The sequence below is a fragment of the Aquimarina sp. AU119 genome (assembly GCF_900312735.1).
GTDB classification, from domain to species: Bacteria; Bacteroidota; Bacteroidia; order Flavobacteriales; family Flavobacteriaceae; genus Aquimarina; species Aquimarina algiphila.
This window is the reverse complement of the sequence record NZ_OMPF01000015.1, coordinates 78507-91637: the sequence shown is the minus strand read 5'-3', so window position 1 is coordinate 91637 and position 13131 is coordinate 78507. Positions and strand designations below refer to the sequence as shown.

The window sequence follows — 13131 nt, the reverse complement described above, 5'->3', positions numbered from 1 at the left end:
TGCAAAGGCTTAAAGTTTTCAATTATTTTGTAAAATCTTCTTTAACACCAATTGTGCTGCATATGTTCTATTGTTTGCTTGTTCAATAACAATAGAATTCTCACTGTCGATGACATCATCATCAACAACAACATTCCTTCTTACAGGTAAACAGTGCATAAATTTAGCATCATTGGTCAGGTTCATCTTCTCTTGAGAAATTTTCCATGAAGGATCATCTGTCAATGTTTTACCATAATCCTCATAAGCGCTCCAATTCTTGACATAAACAAAATCTGCATCTTTTAGTGCATTCTCTTGATTGTAATCAATGGGCACCTCTTTAGTAATCTGACTGGCTAACTCAAATCCCACAGGATGGGTAATTACAAAATTTGCGTCCATTCTTTGCATCATCTCTACAAAAGAATTAGCAACTGCCTGTGGTAAGGCTTTTGGATGCGGTGCCCATGATAGTACAACTTTGGGTTTATCTATTTTTTTATGTTCTGTTATCGTTATTGCATCTGTTAATGCTTGTAATGGATGCCCTGTAGCGCTTTCCATATTAATTACAGGAATAGAGGCATATTGTATAAAACTTTTAAGGACCTTCTCGCTATAGTCATCTTCTCTATTTTCTAACTTTGCAAAGGCACGTATTGCCAATACATCACAGTATTGAGAAACGACTTGTGCTGCTTCTTTAACATGTTCTGAATTACCCTGATCCATAACAGTACCATCACCATACTCTAAAGACCATCCTTCTCCTGTAAAGTTCATAACAATTACATTCATCCCCAGGTTTAAAGCTGCTTTTTGCGTACTCAAGCGCGTACGAAGACTAGGATTAAAAAATAAAAGTCCAATAGTTTTATCCACTCCCAAAGTTTTATTCGACATTGGAGTTTTCTTCATTTCTATAGCTTCACTTACCCAATCAGGTAGTGAATCTATATCTTCTATAGAAAAATAATTATTCATTATATACTGCTTTAACTATTTTGGTAAATAAAGTTTTATTTTGGATTGCATTGATTACAAAATTATCTTTCAATCCATTGATAACCCAAGTTTCTATATCTGCATTTTGAGCTATTCTTGCCGCTTCTATTTTCGATTTCATACCTCCCGTACCATGACTAGAAATCTCTGCAACAATTTCATTTTCTAACATCTCAATATCATTTACTTCATCAATTGTTTGATAAGTATTATTTTCTACCGATTCTTTAGTGCATATTCCATTCGTATTTGTTGCAATAACCAACAGATCTGCATTAAGTAAAGAAGCTGTCAATGCGGCTAGTTTATCATTATCACCAAATTGAATCTCATCGGTGGCTACAGTATCATTCTCATTAATGATCGGGATATAATTATTGGCAACTAATACATTAATTGTATTTATAATATTCTTTTTGGATTGCTCTCTTTCAAAATCTGAATAGGACAACAAACATTGAGAGGTTAGCAATCCAAGATCCCTAAAGCTTTCCTGAAATATTCGCATTAAATGTGGTTGCCCTATAGACGCTAAGGCTTGTTTTACGTCTATTGCTACTCCATTACTCTCCAGATTTACAAATTGTTTGGCTACAGCAATTGCTCCAGAACTCACAATAACAAATTCATATGTATCCTGAAGTGCCACTATTTGTCGACCTATATCTTCAATCTTTCCTCTAGAAATATGATCTGTTCCTTTGGTTAAGACATTTGATCCTACCTTGAGTACAATTCTTTTTTTATCTCGTCTGCCCATCTCCATGTATATACCATTTATTAGTTACCAAATGTTGTAAACCGATCGGGCCTCTTTGATGTAATTTATCTGTACTTATAGCTAGTTCTCCTCCAAGGCCTAATTGGAAACCATCAGTGAATCGAGTAGATGCATTATGATATACGGCTGCACAATCGACTGAAGACATAAATACTTCTGCCGCAGATTTATCCTTGGTGATTATAGCTGCAGAGTGTCCCCCACTAAATCTATTGATTTTGGAAATTGCTTCGGGAATGTTTTCGGTCTCTCCAATAACAATTTTGTAATCCAAAAATTCTTCAAACCAAACTGTATTTTTTTGTATTGGCTTTACTTCTTCATATTGAGATAGAGATTCATCCCCTAAAATTTCTACATTATATCCATGAAGTGTTGCAATAAGGTTTTTTACAAAATCTTCTTTATTAGGAAGGTTTTTATCTATTAAAACTTTATCTACAGCATTACAGGCAGAAATCTTATCTGTTTTTCCATTAATGATATTATCCAACGCTAATGCTTTATCGGCTTCTTTGTGTACATATACAAAGTTATTACCTCTACCACTTACAATGACCGGGCAGGATGCATGAGCTTTTACAAATTCAATTAATTTTTCTCCCCCGCGAGGAACAATTAAATCTACTTTTTGCGTTGGTTTTTCTAGAAATACCTGTGTTTTCTGTCTATCATAATTCAAATATTCGACCCAATCTGTTGTAATATCATTTTCTAAAAGTGCCTGGTGCCAAAGTTTTACAATAGCCAGATTAGAATGTAATGATTCTTTTCCTCCTTTAAGTAATATTTTATTACCAGATTTGAAAGCAATTCCAGCTGCTTCTATAGTCACATCAGGTCTAGATTCATAGATAATCAATACCGTCCCAAAAGAAGCAGTTTTATTAAATATTTCCATCCCGTTATCATGATGAAACCTAAATCGCTCTACACCCACTGGGTCCTCCTGACCTGCCAATTGTTGAAGCGAGGTAATCATACCGTCAATTTTATGCTCATCAACCTTAAGTCGGTCCCTCATCGCCAGATCATTACCAGAATACCCGTCCATATCTCTAATATTCGCCTGAATAATCGATGTTCTATTTTGATCTACAAGAATTGCCATTTTCTCTAAAACCAAATTTCTTTGTGATATGTTTAATGTTATACTACTCATAACCCAACTTTTTCTTCAACCAAAACATTTTGTAAAGCTTTAATGAATTGGTCAATTTCTTTTTTACCTATAGTTAATGGAGGAAGTATTCTTAATAGCTTTTTATTCATTGCTCCTCCTGTAAAAATATGTTCATCATAGATCATTTTTTTTCTCAGTTCACTAACTTCAAAATCGAACTCTAATCCCAGCATTAATCCTTTTCCTTTTACTTTTTGTAATCCCGGAATCTGCTGTACTTGTGATAAGAAATATTCTCCGGTTAACCTGGTATTATCTATTAGGTTTTCGGTTTCGATTACTTCTAGAACTGATAATGCTGCAATACAAGCGAGATGATTCCCTCCAAAAGTAGTTCCTAACATTCCGTAGTTTGGTTCTATATGTGGTGCGATCATAATTCCTCCTATAGGGAAACCATTTCCCATACCTTTTGCTATAGAAATAATATCAGGAGTAATCCCATGGTATTGATGCGCAAAGAATTTTCCACTTCGTCCAAATCCCGATTGGACTTCATCTAAAATCAAAACCGCTCCAAATTCATGACATAAAGTTTCTAATGCCGTGAAGAATTCTGTTGTCCCTTCATCTAATCCTCCCACTCCTTGAATAGGTTCAACAATAACAGCACAAACATCACCTTTTTCTAATTCAGTCTTTACCAACTCAATTTCGTTTAACGGTAAAAAGGCGACGTCTTGCTGAGCATTTAAGGGCGAAATAATTTTAGTATTATCTGTTGTTGCAACTGCTGCTGAAGTTCTTCCGTGAAAACCATTATTAAAAGCAATAACTCTTGATTTTCCTGTATAAAAAGAGGCTAATTTCAGCGCATTTTCATTTGCTTCTGCTCCAGAATTACAAAGAAATAACTGATACTCGTCGTATCCAGACAACTCCCCTAGTTTTTTTGCTAATCTTGATTGCAAACTATTTTGAACTGCATTAGAATAAAAGCCTATTTTTTCTATTTGTTCTTTAAGTTTTTTTACATAATGAGGGTGAGAATGCCCAATCGAAATGACGGCGTGACCCCCATACATATCTAAGTACTCAATTCCGTTTTTATCGACTACGATACAGTCATAAGCATTAATTGGTTCTACATCATAAAGGGGATATACATCAAATAGTTTCATCTTCTTTATTTTATGGTATTAATTTTCTCATAAGAAGCCATTACTCCTTTTATTACAGAGGAACTTAACCCCTGGTGCTCCATTTCATTTAACCCTTCTATTGTACACCCTTGAGGTGTTGTCACTTTATCGATCTCTCGCTCGGGGTGGGTACCATTTTCTGCTACTAATGTTGCTGCTCCTATAGCAGTTTGTACTGCTATAATTTGCGCTTCATGAGGATGGAATCCCATTTGAATTCCCCCTTGGATCATAGCTCTTAGAAACCTTAAAAAGAATGCAATACCGCTCGCTCCTAAAACTGTTGCAGCCTGCATTAATCGTTCTTCGATAATTAAGGTTTCTCCTATAGTATCAAACATTTTTTTCACTATCTCTAATTCTTCTTTTACATCATCATTTGCTGCAATACATGTCATAGAAAGTTTCTTTGCTGCACCAGTATTTGGCATAACCCTAACTACTTTATTGCTTGGAACAATCTCATTAATTTCTGTAATAGATGTCCCTGTTACAGTCGAAATCAATATTTGGTCTGTAGTCACTATATCTTTGATTTCTTCTAATACCGCATCTAATTGCCTAGGTTGTACACAAAGAATTACCCATTTCACATTTTCTATAGACTCCGCTATATTTTGTGAAGTTGATACTCCTAATTTATCTTCAACTTCTTTTAGGTTATACCTGGACTTATCAACTACGGTAATATTCTTAGCTTCAAACAAATCGCTACCAGCTAATCCTGATATGATTGATTTACCTAAATTTCCGCCTCCTATGATCGTTATTTTATTCATCTTTAAAATGCGCTTGCTTTTAATTCTAATCCTGTTTTTTCTTCTAATCCAAACATCAAATTCATGTTATGAATAGCCTGCCCAGAAGCTCCTTTTATCAAATTATCAATCACTGATGTAATCAATAACATTCCATCTTTCTTGCATACATGCAGAATACATTTATTTGTATTTACCACTTGTTTTAAATGAATCTCTTCATCAGAAATTACCGTGAATTTTGCGTCAGAATAAAATGATTTATACAGTGTTTTAGCATCGGATTCACTTCCATCATATCTTGTATATATTGTGGCATAAATCCCTTTACTGAAATTCCCTCTATTCGGAATAAAAAATAAAGGAAAGTCAAAATCGGTTTGCAACTGCTTCAGACTTTGCTCAATCTCATCCAGATGCTGATGAGTAAACACTTTATAGCTAGAGAAATTATTATCTCTCCAACTAAAATGGGTTGTTCCTCCTGGCATTACTCCTGCCCCTGTGCTCCCAGTGGTAGCATTTATATGTACCGCATCAGTAAGTTTCCCCTCAGAAACCAAAGGAAGTAATGCCAACTGGATAGCCGTAGCAAAACATCCTGGATTAGCAATATTCTTTGAAGATTTAATCTTTTCCTTTTGTAACTCAGGTAAGCCATACACAAAATCTCTTCCTAAGAATTGTTTATCTTTTGTTAATCTAAAGTCATTACCCAGATCAATCACTTTTGTGGTTGAAGAAAATGTATGTGTTTCTAAAAATGATCTAGACCTTCCGTGACCAAGGCATAAAAACAATACGTCTACATCTGGATGTATTGTATCTGTAAATTCCAGATCTAATTCTCCAATCAAATCAGGATGTTGTTTATAAATTGAAATACCTGCATTGGTTGTACTATATACAAAGTCTAATTTCACCTCAGGATGATGCACCAATAATCTTAGTAATTCTCCTGCTGTATATCCTGATCCTCCTATAATCCCTACCTGTATCATAATTCATTTGGATTTACATTATGATATATTTTATTGGCATTACCATAAATTTTGATAAAACCTTTGGCATCATCAGACGTCCATGAATTATTCATTTCTCCATATTGCCCAAAATCTGATTTCATCATATCATAATCAGATTCTATACCCTCTAAAATAAAATGGTAAGGTTTTAACTTCACCTTTACATCTCCTGTTACTGATTTTTGAGCATCTTCCATAAATACTTCAATATTTCTCATCACAGGATCCAAATAATTCCCTTCATGCAATAACATTCCATACCAATTAGCCAATTGTTCTTTCCAATACTGTTGCCATTTGGTTAATACATGTTTTTCTAATAAATGATGCGCTTTTATAATAATCATTGGTGCAGCGGCTTCAAACCCAACCCTTCCTTTAATTCCAATTATAGTATCACCGACATGGATATCTCTTCCGATAGCAAATGCACTTGCTAACTCTTCCAGTTTTTGAATATTTTTTACGGGAGTATCTTGTACTCCATCAAGCCCGGTAAGTTCGCCTTTTTCAAAATGAAGGGTAATTGTTTCTTCTTTTTCCTTTTTTAATTGGCTTGGATATGCTGTATCAGGTAATGCACTATGAGATGTTAATGTTTCTTTTCCTCCTACACTAGTCCCCCATATTCCTTTGTTAATAGAGTATTGTGCCTTTTCCCAGCTATAGTGCACTCCATGTTTTTCCAGATAGGTTACTTCTTCTTGTCTAGAAAGTTTTAGATCTCTTATCGGAGTAATAATTTCAATCTCTGGAGCTAATGTTTGAAAAATCACATCAAATCTGATTTGATCATTTCCTGCCCCTGTACTTCCGTGAGCAATGTATTTTGCTCCTACCTTTTTTGCATAGTTAATTACTTCTATAGCCTGAAAAATTCGTTCAGCACTAACTGACAAAGGATAGGTGTTATTTTTTAATACATTTCCAAAAATCAAATACTTAATTGCTTTATTATAAAAATCATCCAATATTGTTTTATTAACATGATCCTTACTACCTAGCTCGTATGCTCTCTTCTCGGTTTCTTCTAATTCTTTTTCTGAAAAACCTCCTGTATTTACCAAGATGGTATGTACTTCAAGATTTTTCTCATGAATAAGGTATTTTACGCAGTATGAAGTATCTAAACCTCCGCTATATGCTAATACTACTTTTTCCATACTAATAATTGTTTATTATTTTCAAGCATAGATTGCTTGATTTTTTTTAATCTTTTTAATACTTTTTTATTGAACCATTTTTCTTTTTTCTTAACTTTTTGTGTAGGATCGTATAGCATTCCTGTACATAAACACATTTTGTGATCCTTAGATGTTAAAATTTCAAAATTGGTACATGTTTTACACCCGGCCCAAAACTTTGGATCATCTGTCAGTTCTGAAAATGTAACAGGTTTATAACCTAAGTCTGAATTTATCTTCATTACTGCCAGTCCTGTAGTAATTCCAAACACCTTTGCTGTTGGGTATTTATTTAAAGAATGATTAAATGTAAACTCTTTGATTTTTTTAGCTAACCCTCTATTTCTAAAATCAGGATGAACTATTAACCCAGAATGTGCTACATATTTTTCATGTCCCCAAACCTCGATATAGCAAAATCCAGCAAATTGGTCTCCGGATAATGCTATAATTGCATTACCATTTTGCATTTTGGTTTGCACATACTCTGGCGTACGTCTAGCAATACCTGTCCCTCTGACTTTGGCAGATTCTGATATTACTTCACATATTTCTTGTGCGTATCTAAGATGGCTTTCGCCAGCAATTATGATATCTACTTTTTTCATAAACGAATTACGCTTATTAAAGAAGCTTTGAAATTGAATACTAGTTGATTGTTTTGAATCCGGATAAAACTGAAGTAACCATGAAGTTATATCTCCCAAAAAAATAAATATACTTATAAAAGTAATTCTTAGAATTTGGATTTCATTAAATGGATTCGATGTTTATAGGGGAAGTAGGACGCACCTACTTCAGAAGAAAATTAGACCCCCAAGGGGCGACGAAAGCGGCGTACAGGAATAATTGTATTATCCAATATGTTCAATAACTGAACTCTAACTTCTGTAAAAATGTAATTTGCCGTTTTCATAATAGTAACTCTAAATCGTCGGCCGTAGCCCCTTTCGTTAACTAGATAATGCAATAATACATAAAAACTAAATATCGATTGCAAAACAATTCACAAAATTTAATAAAAATGTCATTTTGATAAAATTACGCCTCTTGATTTAGAGATTTGATAAATATTTTTCTTGATTTATAAAAAGTAAGGCTTACTTAGCAATAGCTATATATCATTTCTACAAATTCCTATGTATACTATAAAATTCAAAAAGCATACTTCTTACCATCCTTTACATAAACTTTGTAATTCTTATTTTTTTAACAATAAAAATGATAAATATATTATTTTAATTAGTTTTTTTTAAGAATTTATCTTAAATTGGTCAACCAAATTGGTCGACCAATTTTATCAACACATAAATTCAACAACAAAACGATGAAAACTACTAAATTATTTTGCCATCTCTTGGCAATTGTATCTATTGGATTGTTATCCAATTGTACTACCGAAACAGAATCTTTAGACGATCCTAGTCTAATTGAACAACAGAACACCTTAAAGGCATTAACTGAATTATCAGTTTCATCTGTCTCTGCAAATGGAGATGACGGTAATGTTCCTGCCAATACTTTAGATGGAAATTTGAACACCAGATGGTCTTCAAATGGAGCAACAGGAAAATACATCACTTACGATTTAGGTTCTTCAAAGAAAATCTCTAGTGTAAAATTAGCCTGGTATAAAGGGAATCAACGAAAAGCATTTTTTAAAATTAGGGTTGGAAACTCTACTTCAAGTCTATCTACTGTTGTCGATAAAAAATCAAGTGGAAGTAGTGGATCTACAACTCAACTAGAAACCTATAATTTTAGCGAAGTAAGCGCCCGATATGTCCGTATATCTTGTTTTGGCAACTCTAGTAATAGTTGGAATAGTCTCACAGAAACCGAAATTTATGGTAATACTGACGGTGGCAACCCTCCACCTCCACCATCAGGAAATACGCCATACGATCTTCTTGGTCTTCAAAATTGGAAATTGAATGGCTTATCAGGATCTCCATCTAATAATGATTATGTAGATGCAATCCCAAACTTAAGTAATTATACTAATAACAATTGGTTTTTTGTAGAAAACAATTGGGCAATATTTCAGGTATGGGCAGGTAGCGACACATCTTCTGGTTCTGGTAATCCAAGAATGGAACTTAGAGAATTAACCGCTAATGGTAACAACAATATTTTCTGGGATGGTACAACCAGCAAAGAACATAGAATGAAATGGAAGGTTAGAGTGGACCGTTTACCCAGTTCTGGAAAAGTTTGTTTTGGACAAATTCATGATAAAACTGATTTTTTTGATGATGTAATTAGAGTACAATGTCAAGGAAGTGCCAACCAAACCAGCGGAAGTGTAAAATTAAGAATTAATGGTTATGTAACCGAAGAACTCGAAGGCGGTGGTAAAACTGTAGGCAATTTTAACTTAGGAGAAGAACTGTATTTCGAATTAACATATAAAAATAGTATAGTAAAACTATATGAACTAAATAGTAGTGGTAATCGAGTAAATACCATATTCACTTCTCAGAGCGCGCCAGCCAAACAAAATTACTTTAAAGCAGGAAATTATTTGCAATCCATGAAAGGAAAAAGCTATAAAAGTTCTGACTATGGTAGGGTAGCAATCAATAAGTTAGAGGTGTTTCATTAATACCTAAAAAAGTACACATCGTAAACAAAGCTATCCAGTGATTTTCTGAATAGCTTTGTTTTTTTAGAAAAATCCAGTCTTTTTAGATTTATATTAATAATTTTAGTGTTACGTTTTTGAAAATATGTTTAAAAACATATTCATCAATCAGCTAATTAAAATTGATATGAAGTTAAATGGACTAGAAAAGATTGAAAAATTACCAGAAGACAAAGAAAATGTCGAAGAGGTAATTATTTCTAAAATCAGGGAACTTATTGTTTCTAAACATTTAGAACCTGGAGACAGGCTTCCCGCAGAAAGAGACCTCGCTGAACGATTTGGTGTAAGCCGTAATCAATTGCGACAAGCTATTCAAAAATTAGAATTTTATGGACTTGTCAAAAAATATCCTCAGAGTGGTACTCGTATTTCAAACATTGGAGTAACCGCATTAAACGGAATGATGTCAGATATCTTGCAACTACAAAATCCTGATTTCAAATCTTTGGTAGAAACCCGAATAATTTTAGAAAAAAACGCAGTACGTCTAGCCGCTACCAGAAGGACAGAATCACAAATTCACCAAATAAAAAAAGCGCATGAAGCGTATAGTGAAAAAGCGATACAAGGACTTGATGCCATAGAAGAAGATCTAATGTTTCATATAAAATTAGCTGAAGCAAGTAATAATAGCGTGATCAATTCTCTAATGCTTATTATAACTCCCGAAATTATTGCTCATTTTGTAAAAAATAAAATATGCGATAAGGAGGAGAATTTTCTTTTGATTAAAGAGCATCAGGCTATAGTAGATGCTATTGAAGAAAAAAATGCGGATAAAGCAGTTGCCAGTTTAAATGACCACTTTAAAGAACTTTATAAGTATTGTAATAAACAGTAGTTCACTCTTATTCATTCAAAAAAACATTAATTGAAGCAGGTTTTTATAAAAACCTAAACTTCATAATATCATCATGCTGTTTATTCATTATTATGTAATAGACAATTTTATTGGATTTTCTTTAAAGAAAATGTATAGTCTTAAAAGGTTTTTTAAAGATTTCTTTAAAAAATAGAGATACTTTCTTTGAATATTAATTTATATGTTTATTTTTGGTTAACCAAACTGGTAAACCAAATTCATTCATGGAAAGAAAAGTATTTTATCTTATACTTATTTTAATTTCGTTATACTCTTGTAATAATCAAACGAAAAAAGAATACGTTAGCACAATTGAAACTATTGATGCCTTTAACGAAGCGGTTAAAGCTGCACAACCAGGAGATTCTATAATATTAGCTAAAGGCATATGGAAAGATGCCGAACTATTATTCGAAGCTAAAGGAACCAAAGAGTTACCAATTACATTGACGGTAGAAGAAAAAGGAGCTACAACATTTGAAGGAGCTTCTTATTTACGTATCGCAGGAGAACACCTTATAGTTAGTGGCTTAGTATTTAAAAATGGCTTTACCCCTACTTCTGAGGTTATTTCTTTCAAAAAGGACAAAGATAACTTTGCTTCAAATTGTCGATTAACAGAATGTGTGATCGATAATTATAGTAATCCAGAACGAAGAGAACAAGATTATTGGATTGGTATTTATGGAAAAAACAATCGCATTGATCACAACCATATCGAAGGAAAAAGTAACCTTGGAGTTACAATGGCTGTCCGCTTAAATTCAGAACAATTTATTGAAAATCATCATCAAATTGATCATAATTATTTTGGTCCCAGACAAACTTTAGGATCAAATGGAGGTGAAACATTAAGAATAGGAACAAGTCACCATTCTTTAAGCAATTCAAATACTATTGTAGAACATAATTATTTTGATCGCTGCAGTGGTGAATTAGAAATAATCTCAAGTAAATCATGTCAAAACACTTATCGCAATAATGTGTTTTTTGAATGCAGAGGAACTTTAACCATGCGTCATGGTAATGAAACCAATGTAAATAATAATGTTTTTATTGGAAATGGTGTCCCAAGCACTGGGGGAATACGTGTAATTAACGGAAAACAAACCGTAGAAAACAACTATGCTATTGGACTCACAGGGTATCGTTTTGGTGGAGCATTGGTGGTTATGAACGGAGTACCAAATTCTCCTTTAAATCGGTATTTTCAGGTTACTGATGCAAAAATCAAAAATAATACATTCATCAACTGTGATTATATTCAATTATGTGCTGGTAGTGATGCAGAGAGAAGCGCAACTCCGATAAACTCAGTTATGGAAAATAACATTTTTTACAACCCAGAAAAGAATGATACATTCACAGTTTATGATGATATTAATGGAATTCGTTTTAATAATAATATCATAAGTCCAAATACAAAACCTATTACTAACAAAGGATTTATTCAACAAAAATTAGAGTTATCAAATAACACTGCCGGATTATTAGTTCCTTCGCAAAAAGACCTTACTGCCGGTGCTGTAATCAAAGGGGAAATCCCTACTAAAGAAAGTACAGGAACTTCCTGGTATCCCAAAATAGATAAAGTAGCAGAGTTTAATTCTGGTAAAAACATTCAAGTATCTCCTGGGATCAATACACTATTTGATGCCATAAAAAATTCTGCTCCCGGAGACATCATAGAACTTACTTCTCCTAATGAATATTTAGTTACAAAAACCATTGATATCAATCACCCTGTCACAGTAAAATCTGCTTCAGGAAAATCCATAATTACTTTTGAGAAAAAATCACTTTTTGACATTTTAAACGGAGGGAGTCTTCAATTAAAAAATTTGATCTTTGATGGAAAAGAAGCTCCGGACTATTCTGGTAATTCTGTAATAAGAACAAGTAAATATTCTATGAACAAGAATTACAAATTGATTGTAGATAATTGTGATTTTAAAAACCTAAACATTAATCATTCTTATGATGTGGTAAAGGTTTCTAAAAACACAATGGCAGATATAATTCGAATTGAAAATTCAACTTTTAACAATATATCAGGTAATGTGCTTTCATTAGATAAAGAAATTGGAGAAAACGGAATCTTTAATGCTGAATTTGTAGTCTTAAAAAACAATATCTTCTCTAACATCGACGGGGCAATACTTAATCTTGTAAGAGACGGACGAGATGAGAGTACTTTTGGACCTTTTCTGACCTTTGATCATAATATTGTTGACAATGTAGGTAACGGGAAAAGAAATAAAAACAAGAAAGCTATCTCTTTAATCGGAGTCCAAAATGCTAACATTAAGAATAGCATCTTTAATAACAGTAAAGGAATTCAAATGCATTTGGTCGTAGGTGGACCAATAGCAAAAGTACATCACACAAACTTTTTTAATTCAGAAAAAGTTACTGTTACAGGTGATCAGAAATACGAGGTTAGCTCTATTTGGTCTTTAGATCCAAAATTTGAAAATGACACCACATACAAATTGGAAGAAAATTCAAGTCTTAAAGAAAAAGCAGATGATGGACAAAATCTTGGCGTCATTAATAAATAGG

General features: G+C 33.2%; 11 protein-coding genes. 3 read left to right on the top strand and 8 right to left on the bottom strand.

Annotation, left to right across the window (positions count from 1 at the left end; genetic code table 11):
- Positions 1 to 18 precede the first annotated feature (18 nt).
- From DK442_RS14110 to DK442_RS14075, 8 genes are read right to left on the bottom strand one after another with little or no spacing between them, the layout of a single operon-like run.
- Positions 19 to 966, bottom strand: a complete 948-nt coding sequence (locus DK442_RS14110; protein ID WP_109436542.1) for an N-acetylornithine carbamoyltransferase — start codon at positions 964 to 966, stop codon at positions 19 to 21.
- Positions 959 to 1747: a glutamate 5-kinase gene (proB, locus tag DK442_RS14105; RefSeq protein ID WP_109436541.1), complete on the bottom strand. Its 789-nt coding sequence runs from the start codon at positions 1745 to 1747 to the stop codon at positions 959 to 961. Before proB ends, DK442_RS14110 begins: the two co-directional genes overlap by 8 nt.
- The gene (locus tag DK442_RS14100; RefSeq protein WP_109436540.1) at positions 1731 to 2930 is read right to left on the bottom strand and encodes a glutamate-5-semialdehyde dehydrogenase; all 1200 of its coding nucleotides are present in this window, start codon (positions 2928 to 2930) and stop codon (positions 1731 to 1733) included. The genes proB and DK442_RS14100 overlap by 17 nt, the downstream gene beginning before the upstream one ends.
- Positions 2927 to 4072 carry an aspartate aminotransferase family protein gene (locus DK442_RS14095; protein ID WP_109436539.1) on the bottom strand — a complete coding sequence of 382 codons (1146 nt, stop codon included), beginning with the start codon at positions 4070 to 4072 and terminating at the stop codon, positions 2927 to 2929. Before DK442_RS14095 ends, DK442_RS14100 begins: the two co-directional genes overlap by 4 nt.
- 5 nt (positions 4073 to 4077) lie before the next feature.
- Positions 4078 to 4872 (bottom strand): pyrroline-5-carboxylate reductase, encoded by a 795-nt coding sequence (gene proC, locus DK442_RS14090; protein ID WP_109436538.1) that lies wholly within the window; start codon positions 4870 to 4872, stop codon positions 4078 to 4080.
- A gap of 2 nt (positions 4873 to 4874) precedes the next feature.
- A complete protein-coding gene (gene argC / locus DK442_RS14085; protein WP_109436537.1) occupies positions 4875 to 5852 on the bottom strand; it encodes an N-acetyl-gamma-glutamyl-phosphate reductase in 978 nt (325 codons plus the stop codon).
- Positions 5849 to 7039, bottom strand: coding sequence for an argininosuccinate synthase (locus DK442_RS14080; protein ID WP_109436536.1), 1191 nt, complete (start codon positions 7037 to 7039; stop codon positions 5849 to 5851). The genes argC and DK442_RS14080 overlap by 4 nt, the downstream gene beginning before the upstream one ends.
- Positions 7027 to 7668, bottom strand: a complete 642-nt coding sequence (locus DK442_RS14075; RefSeq protein WP_109436699.1) for a GNAT family N-acetyltransferase — start codon at positions 7666 to 7668, stop codon at positions 7027 to 7029. Before DK442_RS14075 ends, DK442_RS14080 begins: the two co-directional genes overlap by 13 nt.
- Before the next feature lie 719 nt (positions 7669 to 8387).
- Between DK442_RS14075 and DK442_RS14070 the strand changes: the two genes are divergently transcribed.
- The 3 genes from DK442_RS14070 to DK442_RS14060 all read left to right on the top strand — a co-directional run bounded on the left by DK442_RS14070 (position 8388) and on the right by DK442_RS14060 (position 13130).
- Positions 8388 to 9665, top strand: a complete 1278-nt coding sequence (locus tag DK442_RS14070; RefSeq protein WP_109436535.1) for a polysaccharide lyase family 7 protein — start codon at positions 8388 to 8390, stop codon at positions 9663 to 9665.
- 166 nt (positions 9666 to 9831) lie between these two features.
- Positions 9832 to 10548 carry a FadR/GntR family transcriptional regulator gene (locus tag DK442_RS14065; protein WP_109436698.1) on the top strand — a complete coding sequence of 239 codons (717 nt, stop codon included), beginning with the start codon at positions 9832 to 9834 and terminating at the stop codon, positions 10546 to 10548.
- A 245-nt stretch (positions 10549 to 10793) separates the two neighbouring features.
- Entirely contained in the window at positions 10794 to 13130 is a 2337-nt protein-coding gene (locus tag DK442_RS14060) for a polysaccharide lyase 6 family protein (protein WP_109436534.1), read from the top strand.
- Position 13131 lies beyond the last annotated feature (1 nt).

What these genes read in the sequence shown, in the direction of transcription:
- DK442_RS14110 (WP_109436542.1), bottom strand. Translation starts at nt 966, where the DNA reads ATGAATAATTATTTTTCTATAGAAGATATAGATTCACTACCTGATTGG.
- proB (WP_109436541.1), bottom strand. Translation starts at nt 1,747, where the DNA reads ATGGGCAGACGAGATAAAAAAAGAATTGTACTCAAGGTAGGATCAAAT.
- DK442_RS14100 (WP_109436540.1), bottom strand. Translation starts at nt 2,930, where the DNA reads ATGAGTAGTATAACATTAAACATATCACAAAGAAATTTGGTTTTAGAG.
- DK442_RS14095 (WP_109436539.1), bottom strand. Translation starts at nt 4,072, where the DNA reads ATGAAACTATTTGATGTATATCCCCTTTATGATGTAGAACCAATTAAT.
- proC (WP_109436538.1), bottom strand. Translation starts at nt 4,872, where the DNA reads ATGAATAAAATAACGATCATAGGAGGCGGAAATTTAGGTAAATCAATC.
- argC (WP_109436537.1), bottom strand. Translation starts at nt 5,852, where the DNA reads ATGATACAGGTAGGGATTATAGGAGGATCAGGATATACAGCAGGAGAA.
- DK442_RS14080 (WP_109436536.1), bottom strand. Translation starts at nt 7,039, where the DNA reads ATGGAAAAAGTAGTATTAGCATATAGCGGAGGTTTAGATACTTCATAC.
- DK442_RS14075 (WP_109436699.1), bottom strand. Translation starts at nt 7,668, where the DNA reads ATGAAAAAAGTAGATATCATAATTGCTGGCGAAAGCCATCTTAGATAC.
- DK442_RS14070 (WP_109436535.1), top strand. Translation starts at nt 8,388, where the DNA reads ATGAAAACTACTAAATTATTTTGCCATCTCTTGGCAATTGTATCTATT.
- DK442_RS14065 (WP_109436698.1), top strand. Translation starts at nt 9,832, where the DNA reads ATGAAGTTAAATGGACTAGAAAAGATTGAAAAATTACCAGAAGACAAA.
- DK442_RS14060 (WP_109436534.1), top strand. Translation starts at nt 10,794, where the DNA reads ATGGAAAGAAAAGTATTTTATCTTATACTTATTTTAATTTCGTTATAC.